Source organism: Leptospira terpstrae serovar Hualin str. LT 11-33 = ATCC 700639, from assembly GCF_000332495.1.
In the GTDB taxonomy this organism is placed as follows: domain Bacteria; phylum Spirochaetota; class Leptospiria; order Leptospirales; family Leptospiraceae; genus Leptospira_A; species Leptospira_A terpstrae.
The window spans coordinates 2,501-25,122 of record NZ_AOGW02000015.1; the positions used below are offsets into that span (position 1 = coordinate 2,501).

Genomic DNA, 22,622 nt, shown 5'->3' on the forward strand with positions numbered 1-22,622 from the left:
TGTAACTCCTTGATGCATTCTGAACTGCACCCGTAAGTCCTACAACACCTCTGCTACAGCGATCCAGATCTGTAACGTAGTCAGAGGTTTAGGCTGTTCCGCTTTCGCTCACCGCTACTGACGGAATCGAGGTTTCTTTCTCTTCCTCCAGGTACTAAGATGTTTCAATTCCCTGGGTCTTGCCCACATTGCTGTGTTACTAGGTTTTGCCTAGTAGGGTTCCCCCATTCGGAAATCGACGGATCAAAGCTTGTTTACAACTCCTGTGTGCGCTTATCGCAGCAAACCACGTCCTTCATCGCCTTCTAGTGCCTTGGCATCCACCGTACGCCCTTAATTACTTGACCATATTACTCTTATGAGCAATATCCTTAAAGTTTTTTTGTTCGTCTTTTTGATGAACCATACATGACTCGGCGTCTGTATGGCCCTCGGCGCATTGTCTGTTTTCTTACAATGTCGTATATATGTTGTCAAAGAACGAATGTTTCCCTACAGACTAATCACCCAGGAGTATTCTCGTGGAAAATTAAAATGTCGGTTATTCGTTTTGCTTGCGCAAAGGAAGATCTTCCTCTCCCTCCGCCCACAGTCGCCTGCAAGCTACCGGTTTCATAGATCGAAAAGATCCATGCGGTAAAAACCAAAGTAATTTCAAAACCTAAGCAGTCAACTCGGTTTTATAAAAAAGTTCGTAGTTCATGCGGATAGATTTGATTTTTTTTATAAGGTAAGATGGTAGTAATGAGACATAATTCGGGTGATCGGTACGGCTGGTAAGATGGGCGTTTAATGTGAGTTCGGTGGGATGGGACAAGGGAGAGAGCAAATGGAGAAAAGATCAGGTGAAAAGGTATGGCACGGGAGCTTATTTCCTGTTAGGTTATCTATATACTAGAGACATAGTCGGTTCGTTCTTTGGAAAGAAAACCACAGCATTTTTTTAGGGACAAAGGATAGCAGGTTTTTCGTGTTAGGTTGTGAATTCCTCCAATGATAGCGACTTGTGAAATCATTGGAATGGATCTATAACGGCAGAAAGGTGAACTTATTTGTAAAAATTTTGATTAGTGTCGATTGTTTGTTGTCTGTTAAGCGTGGCCATGATAGAGGAAAGTCATTGGGTGGCGGGTCTAGTTCCCCACCCTACAATCAGGGCGGGGTGACCATATTCTCAAATAACACACGTTAAACTGCATGTAAACATAGCCATCCCGCGAATTCTGACCGTAACTGGCAGAAGATGGGTTCAACGGTATATAACAGCCATCATATCTCGAGTAATCCTACAATTTCTAGCTTGTTCGAAATTCAAAATACATAAGAAAAAAATTTGCCAGACAGTTTCAATAAGAAACAAATATTTGCTCCTACCTTCGAATCTTTATAATGCATTTCTTGCAAAGACAATACTAAACCAAATTGCCGTTTCATATTCGACAAGTGAAAATTAGGTCTTACTAAAAATGATCAGACTGATGAATGTTTCATAAATAATCATGCCTCATCCACCTTGAGAGACTGCAACAAAACATTAACCAAGGCTAAAGTCTGGTTACCAAATGTAGAGAGAAGATCTGTAATTAACATAGGGATTAAATGAGTTCATAGTCGCGATGAATAACTTTCCTCCAATAGAATCCAAAACAGCGCTTGGAAGGAGGCCTGAGTTAGAACCCTGTCCAACAGAAATCAATTTATGAACACAACTATATCCGTCTAAATTGCACAAGAATTGGCTGAGTCCACCCCCGGCATTCGTTGTAAATGTAAGCAGTTTTCCATTTAATGAATCTAATACAATACTTGGATATTGACCATAATTAGAAACTTGCCCCGCAGAAATGTCTTGGTGAGTACAAGAGGATCCATCTAGATTACATTTAAATAAGCTGGGTTTTGAACTATTACTTTGGTTCATGGTTACAACTAATAGTTTTCCATTTAATGAATCTAAGGCTGCACTTGGATAGGAACCAGAGCCATAACCCTGCCCTGCAGAAATATCATGAGAAGTACAAGACGTTCCATCGAGATTACACCTAACCAAATTGGGTCTAAATTGATTAAGGCTATTCCCGGAAACGACTAGCAATTTTCTATTCACTGAATCTAATAACGGAACCATTCTTTGACCATTGCCTTGGCCAGCAGAAATGTCTCTAAACTCACAACTTGTCCCATCTAAATCGCATCTAAGTAAACTGTATTTATAATTAGTTTTATTTAAGAAAAATACAAGAAGTTTGCCGTGAATCGGTTCAAATAACATACTCGGAGGATGGCTACCATTAACTTCTTGACCATTAGAAATTTCCTTATAAATACAACCACTGCCATCAAGATTACACCTAAATAAATTAAGTTCACTTTTCGTGTGATCATAATTCGTATTTAGAACTAATAGTTTTTTATTGATAGGATCAATGATGGCATGTCCACCTCTACCTTTCTCAATTTGTCCGACCGAAATATCATGATAAGTACAATTTGAACCATTCAATTCACAGCGGTATAGGGCAGGCTTATATTGCATTTCCGCAACCACAAGTATCTTGAAATTAAAAGGATCAATGATAGCGACAGGTTTACCCGCATTTACATTTATGAATCCTGCTGAAAGATCTATGTGTATTCCACTTTCACTTGTTCCAGGCTGCGTTGCCGTAGTAGATGCCATAGCCTCAAACTGATTTACCCCACTACTCCCAAATGCACTGCTAGCTACCACTCGAAAGTAATACAATGTCCCACCAGTAAGTCCCGTAATCGTTGCATGTGGATCAGTCACTGGCCCAAAACTTGTCGATGAAGTTGTCACGCCAGGACTTGTGCTATAGTATACAGTGTACGATGTGGCTCCTGTTACCGGCCACCATTGTACGATAGCACTCGTTCCCCCCGCATGTGCTTCTACAAAGACAGGAGAACTCGGTGGACCTACATGAAAGCTTTGATTTCCTGAAGTGCTTAAGTTTCCTGCCAAGTCACGAGCCAAATATTTTACTTGGTTGCTACCATTAGATAAAGCCACTGGTGACGAATACACAGTCCCATTAGTCACGGCCCCACTCCCATCAAACGTGGGTTCTGTGCCATTCAAAGTATAAATGATTTTATCACATCCGCTACCGCTAGTATCAGAACAACTGAGTTGGAGTTGAGTTCCCGAAGCAAATGGCCCGCTTCCAGAAGGAGATGCCATCGTCAAGGTGGGTGCTGTAGTGTCCTTGTTTGTATATCGAGTGGTGGATCCAAAGCTACCGATTAAGTTTGCGACACAAATACGAATGGTATTATCGCCTTCCACAAAATGAGAGTTTGCGATGGTGGAAGTTGTTTCCGTCGTTGCCGTAATATTTCCTGTAACATTCGCATTGCTTCCTGTATTCGTTAAAGCCGTTCCCGTGGAACAGCTAGTTCCACCCAAACGGATTTGGTAAGAACCCGCTTTCGAACTTTGCCAACTTAACGATGCATTTGCTACACCACCGATGGCTGCAGTATGAGAGTTCACAGTGATAGTAGCTACCTGAGTATCTACAGTATAGTTTTGAGAACTGACACCAGAAACATTTCCTGCTTTGTCACGAGCCACAAACTTAATATAGGTGACTGAAGCATCAGTGATGGAAAAAGCTGCGGTGTATAAAATTCCGCTGCTTACCGTTCCAGTCGTTCCTTGGATGGCTGGATTTGTTGGTGCTGAACCGGCTTGAACTGCATAAGCAATCTGGTCACAACCGGAACCACCAGTATCTGAACAGGAAAGAGAGACTGAAGTGGCTACTCCATAATTTCCAGTACCAGGGGTAGCAGTGACAACGGGTGCGGTATCATCTCTTTGTAGAGTGACAGATACAAATCCGGTGAGACCGTTCGTACCGGTTACACAAATCCGATAAGTCTTCGTACCTTCACTTGTAAAATGAGTATGCGAACGAACAAATCCTTGGTCGACATTTGCGGTAGCAGATCCAGTCGTGGCAATAGTTCCTGAATCACAAGAGCTACCTTCTCTGATAGTAAAAGACCCGGACCTATCGGTTCGCCAAGTGGCTGACGAGCTAGATATGGCACCCGCACTCGCACTGATGGAAGTCGAAGATTGGCTGACAATACTGAGAGCAGGGATTTTCGTATTGATCGTATAAACAATGTTTGTGGGTAAAGAAACATTTCCTGCTAAATCACGACAGATAGCTTGGAGGGTATGAGTTCCTTCTGTAGAAAGAGAAACTGCTTTGGATGATTTTACAATGAGGGTTCCATTTTTTGGTGAGAAAGCGGGTGCTGAAGCATCCAAAGTATAAACAATCGATCCTGGTGCTTTGTTATCCGAACATGTGAGAGTTGTAGTTTGAGTCGTTGAAAATGTCCCAGTTAACAAGGAACTGGTGATAGTTGGGGGAGTTGTATCACTGAGGATAGTAACAATGGCAGTATCGTTGGGTGTCCCGTCTCCATCAGTATCAAAGCCCAGTGGATTCCCATTTGCATCCACAACGATGACCACTGGATTTCCCGTTCCACCTGGTCCGGTTGTGAGAAATCCAGGTGGATTGGGACTAATGTAATAATCAGGTAATCCATCTCCGTTGGAATCAACTGCATCAGGAACTCCATCTCCATTGGTGTCGATCAGAATGAGGTTGGGAGTGGTTCCACCAGTGAGATTGATTCCATCGGAAATACTGTCGCCATCGGAATCGACTAACGTTCCTTCGGGGTTTCCATCACCTGACAGATCGACGGCGGCTCCTGGTGTTAGATTTTGAGCAGAAGTTGGAGAACCTCCAACAAGGCCCAGTAGGAAACCAAATAAACTAAAGTCTGTTTGGCTACCACCATTGGGTAAAAAAAGAACACAATTACTGATAAATAGAACTAAGAAAGAAAGGAGATAGATTTGTTTTGGGATTCGCATTTTACTTTTTTCCTAAAAATTCGCATTAATATTCGAAAATGTTAATGTGGTTTCGAATTTCTCCTACGAACAGCTAATTTTCATTAGTTTGTCTAAAAATGTTCGAAAAAGGGATTCACACCGTTTTCAGCAGTTTTAGAAAACATAACAGTTGTGATAAGAACAGCTTTCAAGGATATGGCAGGAAAAATTATTGTAGAAATTACTTTTGTGATTTCCATCTCTGCTAAAAAATCTATATCAGAATGATCGAAAAAGCGGGAACCTAACAAATGGAAGTCTTATTACATTAGTTTACTATGGGAAATTGTTCAGTATGACCAAGAAATTACTGGTGGAGAAGGAAATTCAAATCGATTGATGAATAAGCATAGTAGTGAGAATCTAAAAATGATCTGAAATCGGCTAATTATTTAGGAAAAAATGAATCATTGCAAATTAGAGACTAAAAAATTGCATTTTTACTTAGGAAGTTCGATTATCCCTGTTGACAATCCACCAACACAATCCCCAAAATTCTCTTGCAATTTCTTGAATGAATGCAAGAATTTCAGGAACTTGGAATGGATTCCTATAAATGAAAAAAATACTATTCTTATCTCTCCTCATCCTTCTTTCCTTCCCCCTACTCGCAGTCAATACCGTCATCCTTAAAAACGGGAAAACACTCAAAGGAAAGGTGACGGACCAAAACGAACGTGGACTCACTGTCCAAACTACAGAGGGTGCACAAACGATAACTAAATCTCAGATTTTAAAAGTAATCTATAAAGATGTAAGCGACCAAGAAGCAGAAAAAATTCGAATCGCTGAAGAGAAAAAACTAAAAGAAAAAGAAGAGAAAGAAAAAGCAAAACTAGAAAAGGAACGTTTGCTTGCAGAAGCCAAAGAACAAAAACGTTTAGAAGAAGAAGCTAAACTTGCAGAACAAACAAGACTTGCTGAAGAAAAAAACAAAGAGACACAAGCAGAAAGAGAAGCAAGAGCCGAAGCAGAATGGCTTGCCACAAGAAAATTAGGTCCCTCTCCGGCAGCCACCCAATGCGGAGGCCGACTAGCTTTGATTTGGCGATCTGCTTTAATCCCTGGATGGGGGCAATATTGTGGAGGTTATACTGTATCAGCGGGGACATTTGGCACTTTATTTTTCGGAACTCTATTGTATTCACTTGGTCCACTTCGCACTGGTGAACAAAATGCAAAGTCACATTACGACTCCATGGTTTTACTCAACCAAATCGGTGGTCCAGGCACCAGATTCAATGCACAAAATGTAAGTTTGCCTTCGGAATTCATTGGAGGATTTGTGGAAACTTCGATTACAGAAGATCTCATTGCAAAAAGTAAAAATGAAGCAAAAGAGGCAAATGCCAAATACCTAGCGGGGCTTGGCACTGCGGGAATCATTTATATTACGAATGTAGTTCATGCCTTTATGATCGGACGTGACCGATATCCAGACCGCCCTACTGTCAGCACAGGTGGAAAACAATTTAAGGATGGTTTGGATTGGGAAACTGGATGGGACAAACCTTATTCTATCACTGGCATTCGACCTCAAACGAACTCCATCTATGCGGAAGTTCGGTATTCCATTCTATTCTAAGGAGAACCCAAATGAATCGCATACTTACAACACTGATCCTTCTTTTATTTACCTTTCAATGCAGAATTTTTAAACCATCCAGCCTTGACCCAGGAGAAGATCTAGGTTCATTGCAATCCTTGCTTCGATTGTTGAGTTTGGCCGATGCCTTTAATACATACAGCCAAACGGTTGTTTTTATGAAGTTTACTGATTCCAATGGAACACCATATAGTACGGGAACAGTAGAGTATTCAGTTTTCAATGAAGCAGATGAAAATGGAATTCCTGTCTCGCTCTATGGGGCCAATATACAACCATTAACAGTTACATTAGATGCCAACGGAAGAGGTTTTCTGTTTTTTTCTGAAAGAGGAATTGCGAATCTTACTGTTAAAAGTTCAGGAAATAATGTTGGGACAGTCAATTTCCGAATTTATAACGGAATCACCAAACAATCTTTTTCTATTTTAAGCCAAACTGGAGCAACCCAATTCATTCTTGAAGACTTAGCAAACTATAGAAATGGGATGGGATCAATTTCAACATTTACCCCCCTTGGGTCAGCAAATGGAAGACAGTTTATTTTTATACAAACTCAATTATCCTATATTTCAATCTCAGACAACGATTATAAAGGATATATAATCTCTAGTGCTGATGGCGAAACTTATGACCAGGTAACTGCCATTGAGGGTGTTACTATCAATACAAAAGGCACCACCCAAAAACGATTAAAAATATCACTACCATCATTTGATGGAAGTCAGTATGTTTTTTTCCTCTCGGAACAAACAGATTTGTCTGGCGTTTACCAATCCAACAAAGATTTAGTTCTCCGAATTCCGGCTTTTTCTACACCATCTTCGGTTGCTGTTGAAACGTTAGGACTCCCTACAAATTATCACCTGTTTACACAAGATGACCGTTCTTGGCAATATCCTGCACTTTATACAGGTAACGATAGATTTCTCGTAACTCCTTATTTTTCTTCGCAGTACCGTCCAACTTTAATCAGTTTTAATTCTACATCAACAAACGATTTAAGTGCAGGATTTAGTTGTTCAGTTACCAATCCCGATCTTCATTTGCCGGGTTACCAGGTTTTCAATATGAATGGAATTTCGTATTTACAATGCCCTACCACAGCAAATTATTTGGTCACTTCTTTACCAATAAGATCAATACGTATGTCTGATTTAGCATCAAATACAATTAATTTTAATGCTGGACTTACCTTTGAATCATACGTATACCCTTATAAAGGTCAGTTGATCGCATTAGCTAACGGAACCCAACCATACAACGGTTATACATTTCCCTCGGATTCCTATACATCTCCCTCTCCGACAATCGCCAGGAACACTCCAATTATTTCGGGAATTTCAGTTTCGCAGACATCAACTTCTACCTTATTAAGATCAATCAAAGGATCTTTAAATTCCGATTATATGATTTTATCAACTAACGCAACATTTTTGTCACCAACAATAGTAATTTACAAGTCGAACGATTCTTTTGCAAGTGCGTCAACAGTAGGGGTTCTACCAACAACATACTTTGCTGGAGGCATTACCAATCCTGAACAATTACAATCGGCAAATGGAAAATTAAATTATAGTGGTTCAATCGGTGCAGGAACAGGGTTTGATTCAAGACCAGTCTACCTTACACATTTCACACAAGACGATGGAAACTGGGAAGCTCTGCCAAGACTCATCAAAATTCGTTAGAAAAATACCACCTATCTTGCTATAGGTGATATTCAATTCATATTATTTGAGAAAGGTTGTATTTTCCTTTAAAAAGGAATTCACAATTGACTCATACTCCTTATAGCGAGTATCAATCGACTTACAGTGGCTAGCTCCCCAGTCAGTAATGAACAACTGTTTTCTGTTTGATTTTAAATTTTGAAAAATCTCTTCCGAATGAGAAACCGGTGTGATTTCATCAGAATTAGAATGGATAAGAAGAACTGGTTGGAATATGTACTTTGCTGCCTTTTTCGGGGAGACTTCATCCACAAGGAAGTCAGCTCGAATTTCTGCGATCGAAAGCGCAATGGGAGAAAGAAATAAGATCAGGGGGGAATACAAGTCAACGGCCCTTTTTTCTACGATCGAGCGCATGTCCATATAAGGTGAATCAGCAATGACAAAAGCAAAATCATTACGACCTTCCGCATATTGCAAAGCAGTCGCAGCACCGAAAGAAGCACCAAAAATCCCTATTTTTTCTTCCGGAACCGTGCTAATTTCTGAAAAAAATTCAATCGCACGTTCCAAATCACTTTTTTCATAAAATCCGTACGTTCCGTATTCTCCTGCACTCTCCCCATGATGGCGAGCATCGTACATAAACAAACTGCAGCCTTGTTTCCAAAATAAGGGTGCGTATTTTAAAACACCATATCGAGTTCGTTTGTGCCCGTGAAGTAAAACCACACCGCATTTTTTACGTTTAGGATTTTTAAAATACCAACCGCGAAGACGTAAAATTCCGTTTTGGAATCGAATGGATTCTGGCTCGGGCAGTCCAAATTCGACAACGGAATTGATGTTTAATTTCGTCTTATCTTCTTCTAAGGTAGTGATGGGAAAGGATACAATGGAAGATGAAAAAAAATAACCTGCACCTAGCAGAAAAAAGGTGAGAATGATTATAAATAAACTGAGAATCTTTTTCATTAAAGGACCTAGTTGGAAAAATCTAGGAGAGACCACAATAGGAAAAGCGAATTTTCCAAAATGCCAGTTTTTGACCCGAAAAAGAATTGCCTACTGACGATCCTTCCCTCATTTCTTAAGGAAATCTATGAAACTATATTTAGCGTGCCTTTCCCTCCTCCTGAGCCTCACATTTACAAACTGTCGTACCATGGATGTCGCCGTCCAATATCCGGAATCAGGAAAAACGGATCTAGGAATTTCCAAAGTGGCTGTATTGCTTTTTGACATTGAAGAGGCGAAATGGGGAGATGAGTTTACCGATGCCGTATCCTTGCAAATTGCAAAACTCCTTCCCGTCAAGGTCATAGAAAGGGAACAACTTTCCAAAGTGGTAAACGAACAAAGTTTTTCAAAAACGGGGATCATTGACACACAAACAGCTGTTCGCCTAGGAAAAGTTTTAGGTGTGGATGCACTCGTTTTTGGTAGAGGATCTGCACTCAAAAAATATGATGAAAAAGGAAAACTCATCCCCAATTTAGTGGATACTGTCTCCTTGAAAGTAGTACATATCGAATCAGGACATGTCATTGTCAATGCTCGCAAAAAACCAGGTGCCGATTGGACTATGGGTCGAATTTTACAATACAGTTTGGGATTTGGATTTGTCTGGAGCCGAGAGGATATTTTAATTTCGACAAGCCAATACGACTTCGTTGCTGAAAGTTTAGTGGAACGCATTGCTACAGAAATTCGTAAATAGTCGTTTAGATTTGATAAAAAGGATAAATCATGAAAATTAATATTGGAATTCCAGAAGAAGAAAGAAGTGCAATCTCAGAGTCATTAAAAAAACTTTTGGCAGATACGTACACTTTGTACCAAAAAACACATAGTTACCATTGGAACGTTACAGGGCCTATGTTCCAAACTCTACATATTTTGTTTATGACGCAGTATACAGAACTTTGGAATGCAATCGACCCCATTGCAGAAAGAATCAGATCCTTAGGATATTATGCACCTATGGGTGGATGGGAGTTTGCAAAGTATTCCAGTATCGCAGAAGATAAAGAAGTTCCTAAGGCTAAAGAAATGATCAAACATTTAGTGGAAGGAAATGAAGCAGTCATTCGTACCGCAAGAGCGGCTTACGAACCAGCAGAAAAAGGAAATGACCAAGCTACTTTGGATTTACTCACACAGAGACTTGACATTCATGAAAAAACTGCTTGGATGTTGCGTTCTTTACTCGAAGATTAGAAAAGATAAAAACCTTTCCTTAGTTTACAAGACGTAAACTTAACAAAGAACATTTGAATTCTTTCACTGAATTCAAGTGTTTTCTTTTTGCTGTTGATTTTGAAACCACTGAAGTAAATTTTCCAAATACTCTTTCTGATGAGTGTAGTGGATGTAATGTCCACCTCCAGGAATACTTACCATGGTTAAATGAGAGAAAGTTTCCTGAATCAATAACTTATCTTTCACCGTTATGTATTCCGAAGCCCCACCAAGTATAAACAAAGTTATGGTATTAGAAAATATCTTCTCTGGGAAAGGATGATCAAAAACTCGACGCGCCTGATTTAATCCGGCTACATTCAGTTTCCATCGATATTCGCCCGTATCTAACCGATCCAAACTCATCTGTAAAAACTGACGAATGAAAGTATCAGGTAAATACTTTGCCATCTCTTGGTCAATTGCAGTTCGGGAGTTAAATCCATCCAATGGGAACAACATCGATTGAATTTCATTGTCATAGGCAAAGGGATAGGATCTAGGTGCAATGTCCTGTACTACAAGTGCCTTCAAAACACCCTGATGAGTAAAATCAAAGTACATAGCCACAAGCCCACCCATAGAATGCCCAAGTAAAATTGGATTTTTGATTTGATGGTCTGTGAAAAATTCTTCTAAATCTTCTGACATCAGCTTAATGGAATGTTCAGAACTATGAGGAGAGTCGCCGTGATTTCTTTGGTCGATGGTATAAACAGATCCAAATTCAGAAAGGGCCTTAGCCACTGTAACCCAATTTTTCGAAGAACCGAATAACCCGTGCAATATGATAATATCGCCGATTGATTTTTGATTTTCCGTACCTTTTAAAAATGGATAATGTTTAAAACTTAATTTCAAGGAAAAAACCGATTATCAAAAACTCATCATCGAAAACATTCTTTCTTTAAAATTTGCAAATGAGGGAGGATTTGTTTTTTTTCTCTAGGTCCAATTTCTGAGGTATACCGAATCATTTGGTTGATTTCCGATTTGATTCCTTCACTCACTGGCAAAAAACAAGGAATGGAATCTGGATCCTTCGTCATAGAATACAAATTTGCTACCAAATCCTTAGTGTATAAATTTACATAATTACCTGTAGGAAAAAGATATATATAACGAAGTTTTCCCTTCCGCATCTCTTCCAATCTGCATTTTAAATCGGTCCCACAATCTACAAGAGGAATACTTTCTGAAGCTAAATAACCAGCATAATCAGAATGTTTTGTTTTAGGATAAGACTCGAGAAGTTTCCAAAAGTAATTTGAATCAACGTAATATTTCCCTGATGAATAATCATACAATAACTTGGTTTGGTGACGTTTTAAAAATTCTAGAGTAGAAGGATCATTATCAGGTTTGATACTTTTTTCGTTCATAAGATCCACTGTTTTCTTTAGAAAAAAGCCTGCTTTTGCACGAAGAAAGATAAAATCATCTCCAGTATACTTTCCAGAGCCGGAAACTTGAAATATGGAATCCGTAATTTCCTGTTTTGCCACAAAATCAATGTTCTTCGACAAAATCATTCGTTCTGCTTCAAACAACAAAGTAGAAAGATATTGTTTAGGAGGGACAGATCGCACCACAGAACGTTTGATAAAACCAGAAAGGCCATCTTCTAACTTTACTGGAATCCAATCTTCTTTTGGGCTTTCTAGTGAGTCTCGATCAAAAGTAACAGATTCGCCAAACTTAAGTTTACGCAGAACGTCACTTTTCTGGTCAGCAAACAAATGTAAATTTAAACCTATGACAGGGATTACAATTTGAGTGTTCGAATCACGTTTATAAATTTCGGATGGTTTTGTTTGTTTGGTTTTTTCCTGGATCGTCGGTGCTGCCAAAAGCGAGCTGAAAAAAAGAGAAAAAACCAACCCTCTACGAATCATTTTCAGTAAAGGGCGGGAATTCATTTTACTTTTGTAAATCCTCAACCATTTGTTTGATGCGAGCCACACCTTTTTCAATGTCTTTTTCACCTAACGCATAAGACAATCGAATGGCTTTATCATCTCCGAAAGCAATTCCAGGAACTGCAGCGACATTGTATTTATCGAGTAAAATATCACAAAAAAGTTTGGAGTAAGAACTTTCTTTTTTCTCTGCCACTAATTTTTGGAAACCTTTAGTTTCATAAACACCAGTGATGTAAGGGAAAGCATAAAAAGCACCTTCTGGCATCCGACATTCCACACCCGGGATCTCACGTAATAGTCCCACGATAAGTTTACGACGTTTATCAAATGCTTTTAGCATTTCGGCTACAGGAGTTTGGTCGCCAGCGAGTGCCGCTTCTGCAGCTGCCTGCGAAATGGAAGAGGCGTTGCTTGTCGATTGGCCTTGCATGGTATCCATGTTTTTCACAATCTCTGCATTCCCTGCCCCATATCCAATCCTCCATCCTGTCATGGAATAAGCTTTGGACACTCCATTCACTACAAAGGTTTTTTCCTTCATCTTAGCTGAAATCATCGCTGGATTTACAAATTCCAATCCATCATAAATGATTTTTTCATAGATATCATCCGACACGGTAACAATATCTTTTGGTTCCAAAACTTTTACCAATGCTTCTACATCCGAACGAGTGTAAGCGGCTCCTGTTGGATTCGAAGGAGAGTTAAAAATAAAAACTTTTGTTTTAGGAGTAATCGCTTTTTCCAATTGGTCTGCTGTGATTTTAAATCCACTGGAAATATCCGTTGGCACAATCACAGGAGTTCCTTCCGCAAGGCGAACGATGTCCGCATAACTCACCCAATACGGTGCAGGAATGATGACTTCATCTCCAGGATTGAGAGTAGCCATAAAAAAATTGTAGAGAACCTGTTTTCCCCCTGTTCCTACGATGATTTGGTTCTTTTCGTATTTCAGACCGTTTTCGGTTTCGAATTTACGAATGATTGCCTCTTTCAAAGAAACAGTTCCACTCACGGGAGTGTATTTGGTTTTCCCCTGATCCATTGCTTTTTTGGCAGCTTCTTTGATATGCGTTGGCGTATCAAAGTCAGGTTCTCCTGCACCAAATCCAACAACGTCAAGTCCACTCGCTTTCAATTGGTTTGCTTTCGCAGTGATCGCGAGTGTGGGGGAAGGTTCTACGACATCCAGTCGTCTTGCTACAAGTTTCATTTTATCCTCTATTTAGTGAGTAATTCTTCCGATACAGTTTCTTTAAACTGATCCAAAGTATAAATTTCATATTCATACCCTTGTTCGGTGAGAAAAAGCTGCCTGTTTTGTCCAAACCTCTCTTCATTGGTATCACGCGAAATCAGTGAGTAAAAAATGGCTGTATTGTCTTGGGACTTCGGACGAAGGATCCGACCAAGCCTTTGCGCCTCTTCTTGTCTAGAACCAAAAGTTCCCGACACCTGGATGGCAATGTTGGCATCTGGTAAGTCGATCGAGAAGTTTGCCACCTTTGACACCACAAGTTGTTTGATTTGGCCAGAACGAAATGCTTGGTACAGTTCCTGTCTTTCAGGAAGTGGAGTTTTTCCAGTAATCAATGGGATTTTAAAAGTTTGAGAAATTTCTTCCAACTGATTGATGTATTGTCCAATAATCAAAATGTTGTTAGTCGAATGTTTCTTCAAAATATAACTAATCGCACGGAGTTTCTCTGGGTTTTCCGAAGCCAAACGAAATTTTTCACGGTCATCAGCGACAGAATATTTCATACGAAGATCATCTTCCATTGGAACACGAATCTCCACACAATTGGCTTCTGCAATCCAAGACTTCGCTTCGAGTTCTTTCCAAGGTACATCGTATTTTTTAGGACCGATGAGTGAGAACACATCTTCTTCTAGTCCATCTTCCCGAACAAGAGTCGCAGTAAGACCTAACCTACGTTTGGCTTGGAGTTCTGATGTCATACGAAAAACTGGAGCTGGCAATAAGTGAACCTCATCATACACAATGAGTCCCCAATTGTTGGCACTGAAGATATGGAAGTGAGTAAAATCCCCACCTTTTTTCTTTCTATGAGTTAAGATATTGTATGTCGCAATGGTGATCGGTTTGATTTCTTTCATCTCACCTGAATACTCACCAATGTCCGACTCAGGAATATCCGTTTTGTCTAAAATTTCATTTCGCCACTGACGAATGGACAATGTGTTCGTTACGAGAATGAGAGTTTCTGCTCCCACAATTTGCATCACCCCCATACCCACGATGGTTTTTCCCGCACCGCATGGAAGAACGACTACACCCGATCCCCCTTCATTTCGCCCACCAGCATGAAACGCTTCGACAGATGCTCTTTGGTAGTCGCGCATTCCAAACTTAATTCCACCTTTGGTAGTAGGACGTAAGTTGAATGGGTATTTGTTCCCTTCATCATAACCTGCAAGGTCTTCCACAGGAAAACCAATTTTGATTAACGCTTGTTTGATGTGACCGCGGTATTCTTTTTTAATACGAATTTTATCACCTTCCATTCCATCCACAAAGGGTTGAACGGCACGGTTGTTCGCAATTTCTGTAATGAATCCTTTTTCATTGGAAATGATATACAATTCCCCAGATTCTTCTTTTACCAGTTTCACTTTTCCGTAACGCGAGATTTGTTCTCGCACTTCATTCATAACGTTTTTAGGAACGGAATAACGGGCAAATTTAGTTAAACCTTCAATGATCTCTTCGGCAGTCATTTTAATGGAGGCAGCGTTCCACAAAGAAAGTGGAGAAATGCGATAAGTATGCATATATTCCGGGCTTTTTTCGAGCTCGGCAAACTTGGCAATGAGGTCCCGACAGGCTTCAAATTCTGGGTTATCCACCTCAAGAAGCATCGTTTTGTCACTTTGTACGGTGAGTGGCTTGGTCATGGTATTCCCTCTCAATTTAACCAGGCTGGGAACGGAAACCGCCCTGTCAACTCATTTGATTTTAATAGATTTTGGATGCATTTTCGTGCCCTTTTTCAGGCAAATCCAGAAAATTTCGAACGAATCACCAAGGATTACCGTCTAATTCACGTTATTCTATACGCAAACGTTAAAATTATTTGATTTGACTTTTCCCTTTTAATGTGCGTTCCCCAATCTTATCTTAAACCAAACTTCTATCTTTCCAGGGTCAGGCTACTACGGGGTGCGCTAACGCTTCCGTCCCCCGCCTTCTAACGATGGCAGGTGACCTTCGCCCTAAGTATCCTTAACGCAAAGAAAGGTATTCTTTTATAATAAATTCACTGGCTGAACTTTGGTGCATTCTATCGGTAAGAAATTTTCGGTATTCCCTTGCCCCTTTTTCTCCGTGGTATAAACCCAAAAGGTGGCGCAGGACAAAATGAATCTTTCCTTCTTTTTTTAGTACAAAATGAACATAAGGAATCAGTTCCGATAAAACCTCTTCCCTGGTTCTACAAGTCTCATTCGAATGATAATACAGAGAGTCTACTTCGCTAAAAAGAAAAGGATTGTCATAGGCCGCCCGCCCGATCATCACACCATCTACTTTAGTTAGGTGATTACCAATTTCCTCATGGGTTTTGATTCCCCCGTTAATGACAATGGACAGATCGGAAAAATCTTTTTTGAGTCGATAGACATCTTCATACCGAAGTGGTGGGATGGTTCGATTTTCTTTGGGAGACAACCCTTCTAAAATAGCGATCCTTGCATGGACTATGATTTGGTCTACACCAGCGGCTCGGATCTTAGATACAAAATCCTGTAAGTCTTCGTAACTTTCTTTTCCATTTACGCCGATTCGATGTTTTACAGTCACGGGAATCTTTACTTTGGACTTACAGACTGCCACCATCTCGGCCACAAGGTCTGGTTCTTTCATAAGACAAGCCCCAAAACTTCCACTTTGGACCCTGTCGGAGGGACAACCTATATTCAAATTGATTTCATCATATCCGTAATCTTCCCCTATTTTGGCACATTCACCAAGAGCGCTCGGCGAATCACCACCTAACTGAAGGGCGACGGGATGTTCTTCTTTAGAAAAATCTAGGTATCTATGATTGTCTTTTCCACGTAGGATGGCACCAGTAGTAACCATCTCTGTATATAAAAGTGCATGTTTGGAGATTAACCGCATAAAGAAGCGGTAATGCCTATCAGTCCAGTCCATCATCGGAGCGACGGAAATTCGACTGATAGGAACCTGTGGTAACAAAGACTTTCTCCTATGCTTCTTGTGGATGTTCCTCTCTGGACGGAAGGCTAAGAACCGAGGCGATTTCTGTCGGAACCCCTCGATGGATCTCTTCAGAAGCAATTACTGCAAAGTTCCTGGGGGGGAGTTCCTTTGTCAAAAAGAATGCAAAGGCTTGTCTCAAGTAACGAGAAACTACAAAAATCAGGAATCTGTTTTCATCCAAAGCTTTCTGAAGTTCATTGTACACCGATTCTAAAATTCGCACACGCACATCATGAGGAAGGATGATGATCTTACTTCCATCGGTTTCATCGAGTGTGATACTTTTGTTCATACGATCAATGATCCTTGGATCGATAGTTACCACATGTAACTTTCCATCAGGAGAAAGGAAGTCGTTGATGATTTGACGAGAGAGAGCTTGGCGCACATGTTCTGCCAAATCAAACGGATTGTTTGTCCTTGGAAGGTGGTTGGCAATGGCATCCATAATTTTGGGAAGGTTTTTAATCGAAAGACCTTCTGCCAAAAGATTTTGTAAAGTTTGTTGGATGATTCCAAGCCTTCCCTGTTTGTCGTAATCCAATTCGCCAACAAGAGTTGGATGGGTTTGTCTCAAATGTTCGAGAAGGGCTTTTACTTCTTCTCTTCCTAAAAGTTGAGAAGCATAATTGGAAATCAATTCTTTCAAATGAGTGATAATGACGGTAGACGGATCAACTACCGAATAACCTTTGTTCTCCACTTCAATTTTATCATTTGGATCAATCCAAGTCGCTTTGAGTCCAAAGGCAGGTTCTGTAAATGGTTCCCCAATGATAGGTTCTAAATTTCTGGCTGTATTGTTCATGGCCATTAGTCTGTCGGCTCTGACTGCGGACTGACCTACAACTACACCATTGATCCGAATGCTATAGTTATCATGCGGAATTTCTAGATTGTCTATGATTCGAATGGCAGGGATTACAAGACCAAAATCAATTGCAAATTTTTTACGAGTATTGGCAATTTGTTCGAGCAAATGCCCACCTGAGGATGAATCCACTAACGGAAGTAAGTCGCGACCGAGTTCCACCTGGATGGCTTCGACTGAGATTTCTTTGATATAGTTTTCTGGTTTTTTCTCTTGCACTTTTTCTTGGGCAACAGTTTCGATTTTTTTGATTTCTTCTTTGGCTACTTTTTCAATCGAATAACCCAAATACCCAATGGCTCCTGCTAAAAACAAAAGTGAAAAGAAAGGAAGTCCAGGAATCAAACTAGAAAGCCCGAGGGCACCTGAAACCACATACAAAGTTTTGGCATTTCCAAAAAGTTGGTCTTTGATTTCTACGGTGAGTTTCTTTTCTGAACTAGAACGTGTGACAATGATACCGGTTGCCGTTGTAGAAAGTAGTCCCGGAATTTGGGATACGAGTCCATCCCCAATCGTAAACTTTCCGTAAGTTTCAATTGATGCGAGGAATGATTCCCCGCGAATAGTAGATCCAATCAAAATCCCACCTAGCAAGTTAATGGCGGTAATGATAAGACCTGCTCTCACATCTCCTTGAACGAATTTTGAAGCTCCATCCATGGCCCCATAAAAGTCTACTTCGCGTTGGACTTTTTTTCTTTTTACTTTAGCTTCCGCTTCAGTAATCGCACCACTATTCAGTTCCATATCAATGGACATTTGTTTCTGAGGCAATCCATCCAATGTAAACCTTGCTGCCACTTCCGAGATTCGAGTTGCACCTTTTGTGATTACAAGAACTTGCACAATTGTTAAGATGATAAAGATAATGAGGCCCACAACATACTTACCAAGTCCTGATTCTCCACCCACCACAAAGGTTCCAAATGCTTCTATCACACTCGAATTCATAGCAGGTCCCTTTGACAAAATTTGTCTTGTTGTAGATACGTTAAGGGCTAACCGAAATAAGGTGGTGATAAGCAGTAAACTTGGGAAAATAGAAAACTCGCTGGGTTCAGTCACAGAAAGTGCTGTCATTAGTATGAGTAGTCCGAGACCAATACTGATCACAATTAGAACGTCTAAGACAAAACCTGGTAATGGGACAATCAACATTCCCAAAATCAGAAGTGTTCCCACTCCTAAAACCACATCGGATTGTTTGAGTATGTCTCTAAAGTTCATTTGCTTATGCCATTCCTACTTTTTTTTTAAACTTCTCAAGAGTGATTAGGATTTGAACCACTGCATGGAAGAACTCTTGCGGGATTTCTTTTCCCACTTCCACTTGTGCATATAAAAGACGTGCTTGTTTGGGGCTTTCTACGATTGGAACATCATTTTCTCTTGCGATCCTTCGTATTTCGAGTGCTAGGCGGTTTTCACCTTTTGCAATCACTCGCGGTGCCGAATCCCTTCCCATTTCGTAGGACAATGCCACCGAATAATGTGTAGGATTAGTAATAACCACATCGGCCTTTGGAACTTCACGAAGCATATTGCCTTGCATCATGTCCCTTGCTAGTTGCATCCTGCGATTTTTCATTACTGGATCGCCAGAATCTTCCCTCATCTCTCGTTTGGCTTCTGAAGGAGTTTGTTTTAGGGAATCTTCAAATTCTGACTTTTGGAAAAAAAAGTCAGCCACTGCAATCCCAAGTAACAAAAGTCCTGCGGCCATCATAATCTTAAATCCTGAATAGGTAATGAGTTTGATTGCTTGCATCATTCCCATATTTCCAGTAAGGAGCACTTTTAAAAAATCACCAGAAATCAAAATATAACTAATAATACCGATAAGTACAACCTTTGCCAAAGATTTAACTAAGTTAAACAATGTTTGGCGGTTTGGTAAAACCCGTTTAAAATTGGGAGAGATGCGATCAAATCGAAAGGATAATGCTCTAGGTGAAAACATAAAACCCACTTGCACTACATTTCCTACGACTGCAAATACCAATGTAATCGCAAGGACCGGCCAGAGAAGATTAAAAAAATCTCGTGAAACTCCGGAGAGGATCACTCGAAACTCTTCTGCCCCAAACCGGTCCATTTTCATTCCCATCGGTAGGTATTTTTTAATAAAAATGGCAGTGTTACGAATGAATGTATCACCTAAAACAAACAAAACGCCCGTCCCACCTAATAAAACCAAGGTGGAAGCCACTTCATTCGATTTAGGAACATTCCCTTTCTCTTTTTCTTCTCTCCTACGACGTTCACTTGGAGGCTCGGTTCTACCTTCATCAGCCGCAGCAAAGAGTTGAAGTTCTATTTCATAGTATCCAGAGGAAAAACCAGAGTGCACAATGCTTCTATCTTTCTCTGCCACGTATGGAAAGCCAAAGGGAATTGAATTGGCCAAACAAAAAGAATCAAACCCACCATACAATGATTTGATACAATCGAGAAAACTTTCCCAGTTTAATGTAAATCTTTTGAATCCACTCATCTTCATAGACTTGGCCACTCCCGAATGAGTAAACTTGCCTTATCCATAGAAATTTGGATTCCTTGCACCATTTGTGTGGCGATGAAAGTTAAAGTCGCAATGAGTGTCAAAGTTCCGATAAATACTTTGAGTGGGAACGACATAGACATCACGTTCATTTGTTGAGCTGCCTTTCCCATAAGGCCTTCTGCCAGAGAAACCAAAAATAGAATTCCCATCACAGGCAGGGCAATTTTAAAAGCGACTACGAACATGGCGCCAATAGCTTCTTCCATCAGGCGATACAATCCTGCATTTACTTGCCCTGTAAAAGATATGATTCTTATTTTTTCAAAGGAATAGGCAAGTGTTTCAATGAGAAACCGGTGTGCGCCGATCACAAGAAAAAGAGCTGTAGCCATTAGGTTCTTCATAGTTCCAATAGCTGGGAGTGAGTTTTGTGTGACAGGATCTAAAATTTCCGTATACCCGAAGCCAATTTGGTTATTAAAGAATTCACCGGCCATTTGGAATGCAGCAAACACTAGTGAGACGAGAAATCCGATAAACACTCCAATCAACATTTCAGATATTACAAGGATTCCATAGTTAATCATATGACCTGGAACTTGTGGCATATAAGTCGCCACAACTGGATACACTATGAGTGAAACCATAAAGGAAAAGATCATTCTTAGGGAAAAATTGATCGATTCAGAAGAATAAAAAGGCGCAACAAGAAAGAGGCCGAGGAGGCGGACTAAGACCAAAAGAAAAGATTGAAAGTGTAAAACAAATGGTTCCATATCATATCTTTTCTATCATAAAAAAAATTTCACGAGTGTAGTCCGTCATCACTCGCACCATCCAAGCCGAAAAAAACACTATCACAGCAAAGATAGAAACAAGTTTTGGCACAAAAGCAATGGTTGGTTCCTGAATGGAAGTAGTGGTTTGTAAAATACCAACGATAAGGCCCACAACAAGAGCGGTTATGAGGATCGGACTGGATATTTTCAGAGTCACGATGAATGCTTCTCTCAGTAAATTGACTACGTCGACTTCTGTCATTTATAACTCCTTACGAGTTCAAGGACGAGTAAGTTCCAACCATCAATTAAAATGAAAAGTATGAGCTTAAGCGGAAGGGAAATCATTACCGGAGGTAACATCATAAAACCCATTGCCAGGAGCGCAGAAGCTACTATCAAATCGATAACAATAAAAGGGATGAATATATAAATACCAATGATAAATGCCTTTTTGATTTCACTTAACATAAAAGCTGGAACCAAAACATAAGAAGGAACATCTTCAAAGGATTTCACATTCTGAACCTTCCCGATTTTCAAAAACAAGGCTACGTCTTTTGTTCCATCCCTTCCTAATTGACGAATCATAAACTGACGTAAATGTTTCATTGACCCTTCCATAAATGTGGATTGATCAATTTTTCCGTTTAAGTAAGGTTGGAGTGCTTCGTCATTCACCTTACCAATAGTAGGTGCCATTATAAAGAAAGTGACAAAAAGTGCAAGACCCATCATCACCTGGTTTGGTGGTAAATTTTGGAGCGAAAGAGCCCTTCTCACAAAATCAAATACAATTACAACTTTTGTAAACGAAGTGACACTCATCACGATGGCTGGCGCCAAAGAAAGAATAGTCACAAGAAATAAAATCATCAGCGAAAGACTAGTGTCTTTGGGACCTTTCGCCTCATTTACGTTAAATGATAGATTGGGAATCGGAATCCTTGTGCCCTTATCCTGGGCCATAAGGCCTGTAAACCCACCTGCAGTGATGAGAAATAGAATGCTAATGAGAAAAATAATAGATTTATGTCTCTTACAAAAGGAAAAAAAACGATCTCTCATGATTCTCCTCCCTCTAACAATTCCCTGTGTTTACGTAAACGTTCGAGACCTTCTTTGGCCTTTCTTTGGATTTCTGCCGCTCCATCAGATTCTAAACTTTCCATTTTGGATGGATTGATTCGAATTTTTCGTTGTGCCTTGGATTGTAAACTCTCGAGAACCGTTTCTAAAAAATTCGGAACATAAGGATCGGCTTCCTCTTTCATCTTTTGAATCTGTGATTTTTCATCAGGAGCAGTGACTTCTGTTAATAAACTCACAGATCCATCTGCTACACCTAACACAAGCGTACGACCACCTACTTCTACGATTTGTACCGATTGTGTCGCAGAAAGAGAGAGGCTAGACAAAACCTTCATAAATCCCTTTACAGGATACTTTGCCGATTTTGATTTTTGCATTTGTAAGATCAGGTAATAACCTGCACCTACTAAAATGGCTAAAATAAATAAAATCTTTAATAAGATCCAAGTCGCAGAAGGAGAATCATCTGGATTTTCTGCATAACGCTCTTGGATAAGGTTGGTTTCTTCAGAAACCTTAGTTCCCTCTTCCGTCTTAGTCTTGTTAGAGTCGGAAGAACCTTCGAATTTAGGAGCTGAACTGGAATTATTTGAATCGGTTGGTTTGGTTTTTGAATCTCCCAACTCTTGGCGAAGGATTTGGTCAAGTTCTTTTGTTCCCACGTTTTGGGAAAGGAGAGGAGATACAAAAAATACGAGTGTTAGGCAAAAGTACATAACTTGCCCCTTTCGTTTT

Annotated in this window: 17 protein-coding genes and 1 rRNA gene (1 of these 18 cut by a window edge); 4 read left to right on the plus strand and 14 right to left on the minus strand. The window is 40.1% G+C overall.

The window, feature by feature from the left end; genetic code table 11:
• Both LEP1GSC203_RS14805 and LEP1GSC203_RS14810 read right to left on the minus strand, forming a co-directional pair.
• Nucleotides 1–347: ribosomal RNA gene (locus LEP1GSC203_RS14805) — 23S ribosomal RNA — on the minus strand; its annotated part reaches 2,500 nt to the left of the window's first position; the annotation flags it as partial.
• A 1,208-nt stretch (nucleotides 348–1,555) separates the two neighbouring features.
• Entirely contained in the window at nucleotides 1,556–4,927 is a 3,372-nt protein-coding gene (locus LEP1GSC203_RS14810; RefSeq protein ID WP_002974959.1) for a chitobiase/beta-hexosaminidase C-terminal domain-containing protein, read from the minus strand.
• A gap of 577 nt (nucleotides 4,928–5,504) precedes the next feature.
• On the opposite strand from LEP1GSC203_RS14810, the gene LEP1GSC203_RS14820 reads away from it, so the two are divergent.
• The gene (locus LEP1GSC203_RS14820; RefSeq protein WP_002974948.1) at nucleotides 5,505–6,533 is read left to right on the plus strand and encodes an LA_0442/LA_0875 N-terminal domain-containing protein; all 1,029 of its coding nucleotides are present in this window, start codon (nucleotides 5,505–5,507) and stop codon (nucleotides 6,531–6,533) included.
• A gap of 11 nt (nucleotides 6,534–6,544) precedes the next feature.
• Nucleotides 6,545–8,245, plus strand: a complete 1,701-nt coding sequence (locus LEP1GSC203_RS14825; protein WP_002974953.1) for a hypothetical protein — start codon at nucleotides 6,545–6,547, stop codon at nucleotides 8,243–8,245.
• A gap of 42 nt (nucleotides 8,246–8,287) precedes the next feature.
• Here the strand turns inward: LEP1GSC203_RS14825 and LEP1GSC203_RS14830 are convergent, their stop codons facing one another.
• The gene (locus LEP1GSC203_RS14830; protein ID WP_002974967.1) at nucleotides 8,288–9,202 is read right to left on the minus strand and encodes an alpha/beta hydrolase; all 915 of its coding nucleotides are present in this window, start codon (nucleotides 9,200–9,202) and stop codon (nucleotides 8,288–8,290) included.
• A gap of 127 nt (nucleotides 9,203–9,329) precedes the next feature.
• Here LEP1GSC203_RS14830 and LEP1GSC203_RS14835 point away from each other — a divergent pair, with 127 nt between their 5' ends.
• Both LEP1GSC203_RS14835 and LEP1GSC203_RS14840 read left to right on the plus strand, forming a co-directional pair.
• The gene (locus tag LEP1GSC203_RS14835; protein WP_232225910.1) at nucleotides 9,330–9,947 is read left to right on the plus strand and encodes a CsgG/HfaB family protein; all 618 of its coding nucleotides are present in this window, start codon (nucleotides 9,330–9,332) and stop codon (nucleotides 9,945–9,947) included.
• Between the two features lie 26 nt (nucleotides 9,948–9,973).
• Complete coding sequence (locus tag LEP1GSC203_RS14840; protein WP_269571000.1) at nucleotides 9,974–10,447, plus strand: Dps family protein; 474 nt, start codon at nucleotides 9,974–9,976, stop codon at nucleotides 10,445–10,447.
• Between the two features lie 72 nt (nucleotides 10,448–10,519).
• Here the strand turns inward: LEP1GSC203_RS14840 and LEP1GSC203_RS14845 are convergent, their stop codons facing one another.
• The 11 genes from LEP1GSC203_RS14845 to LEP1GSC203_RS14895 form a co-directional block, all read right to left on the minus strand.
• Nucleotides 10,520–11,329, minus strand: a complete 810-nt coding sequence (locus LEP1GSC203_RS14845; RefSeq protein WP_002974977.1) for an alpha/beta fold hydrolase — start codon at nucleotides 11,327–11,329, stop codon at nucleotides 10,520–10,522.
• A gap of 26 nt (nucleotides 11,330–11,355) precedes the next feature.
• Nucleotides 11,356–12,387 (minus strand): SH3 domain-containing protein, encoded by a 1,032-nt coding sequence (locus LEP1GSC203_RS14850; protein WP_002974965.1) that lies wholly within the window; start codon nucleotides 12,385–12,387, stop codon nucleotides 11,356–11,358.
• 1 nt (nucleotide 12,388) lies between these two features.
• Entirely contained in the window at nucleotides 12,389–13,606 is a 1,218-nt protein-coding gene (locus LEP1GSC203_RS14855; RefSeq protein ID WP_002974906.1) for a pyridoxal phosphate-dependent aminotransferase, read from the minus strand.
• An 8-nt stretch (nucleotides 13,607–13,614) separates the two neighbouring features.
• Nucleotides 13,615–15,312, minus strand: a complete 1,698-nt coding sequence (locus LEP1GSC203_RS14860; RefSeq protein WP_002974904.1) for a DNA repair helicase XPB — start codon at nucleotides 15,310–15,312, stop codon at nucleotides 13,615–13,617.
• A 328-nt stretch (nucleotides 15,313–15,640) separates the two neighbouring features.
• Nucleotides 15,641–16,615 (minus strand): tRNA dihydrouridine(20/20a) synthase DusA, encoded by a 975-nt coding sequence (gene dusA, locus LEP1GSC203_RS14865; RefSeq protein WP_039938148.1) that lies wholly within the window; start codon nucleotides 16,613–16,615, stop codon nucleotides 15,641–15,643.
• Between the two features lie 10 nt (nucleotides 16,616–16,625).
• Nucleotides 16,626–18,740, minus strand: a complete 2,115-nt coding sequence (locus LEP1GSC203_RS14870; protein WP_002974924.1) for a flagellar biosynthesis protein FlhA — start codon at nucleotides 18,738–18,740, stop codon at nucleotides 16,626–16,628.
• 4 nt (nucleotides 18,741–18,744) lie between these two features.
• Nucleotides 18,745–20,013, minus strand: a complete 1,269-nt coding sequence (locus LEP1GSC203_RS14875) for an EscU/YscU/HrcU family type III secretion system export apparatus switch protein (protein ID WP_051064180.1) — start codon at nucleotides 20,011–20,013, stop codon at nucleotides 18,745–18,747.
• A complete protein-coding gene (fliR, locus tag LEP1GSC203_RS14880) occupies nucleotides 20,010–20,792 on the minus strand; it encodes a flagellar biosynthetic protein FliR (protein WP_002974882.1) in 783 nt (260 codons plus the stop codon). Before fliR ends, LEP1GSC203_RS14875 begins: the two co-directional genes overlap by 4 nt.
• A 1-nt stretch (nucleotide 20,793) precedes the next feature.
• Nucleotides 20,794–21,057: a flagellar biosynthesis protein FliQ gene (gene fliQ, locus LEP1GSC203_RS14885; protein ID WP_002974890.1), complete on the minus strand. Its 264-nt coding sequence runs from the start codon at nucleotides 21,055–21,057 to the stop codon at nucleotides 20,794–20,796.
• On the minus strand, nucleotides 21,054–21,863 hold the full coding sequence (gene fliP, locus LEP1GSC203_RS14890) for a flagellar type III secretion system pore protein FliP (protein WP_002974894.1): 810 nt from the start codon (nucleotides 21,861–21,863) through the stop codon (nucleotides 21,054–21,056). The genes fliQ and fliP overlap by 4 nt, the downstream gene beginning before the upstream one ends.
• Nucleotides 21,860–22,603, minus strand: coding sequence for a FliO/MopB family protein (locus tag LEP1GSC203_RS14895; RefSeq protein ID WP_002974903.1), 744 nt, complete (start codon nucleotides 22,601–22,603; stop codon nucleotides 21,860–21,862). Before LEP1GSC203_RS14895 ends, fliP begins: the two co-directional genes overlap by 4 nt.
• Between the last annotated feature and the right edge of the window lie 19 nt (nucleotides 22,604–22,622).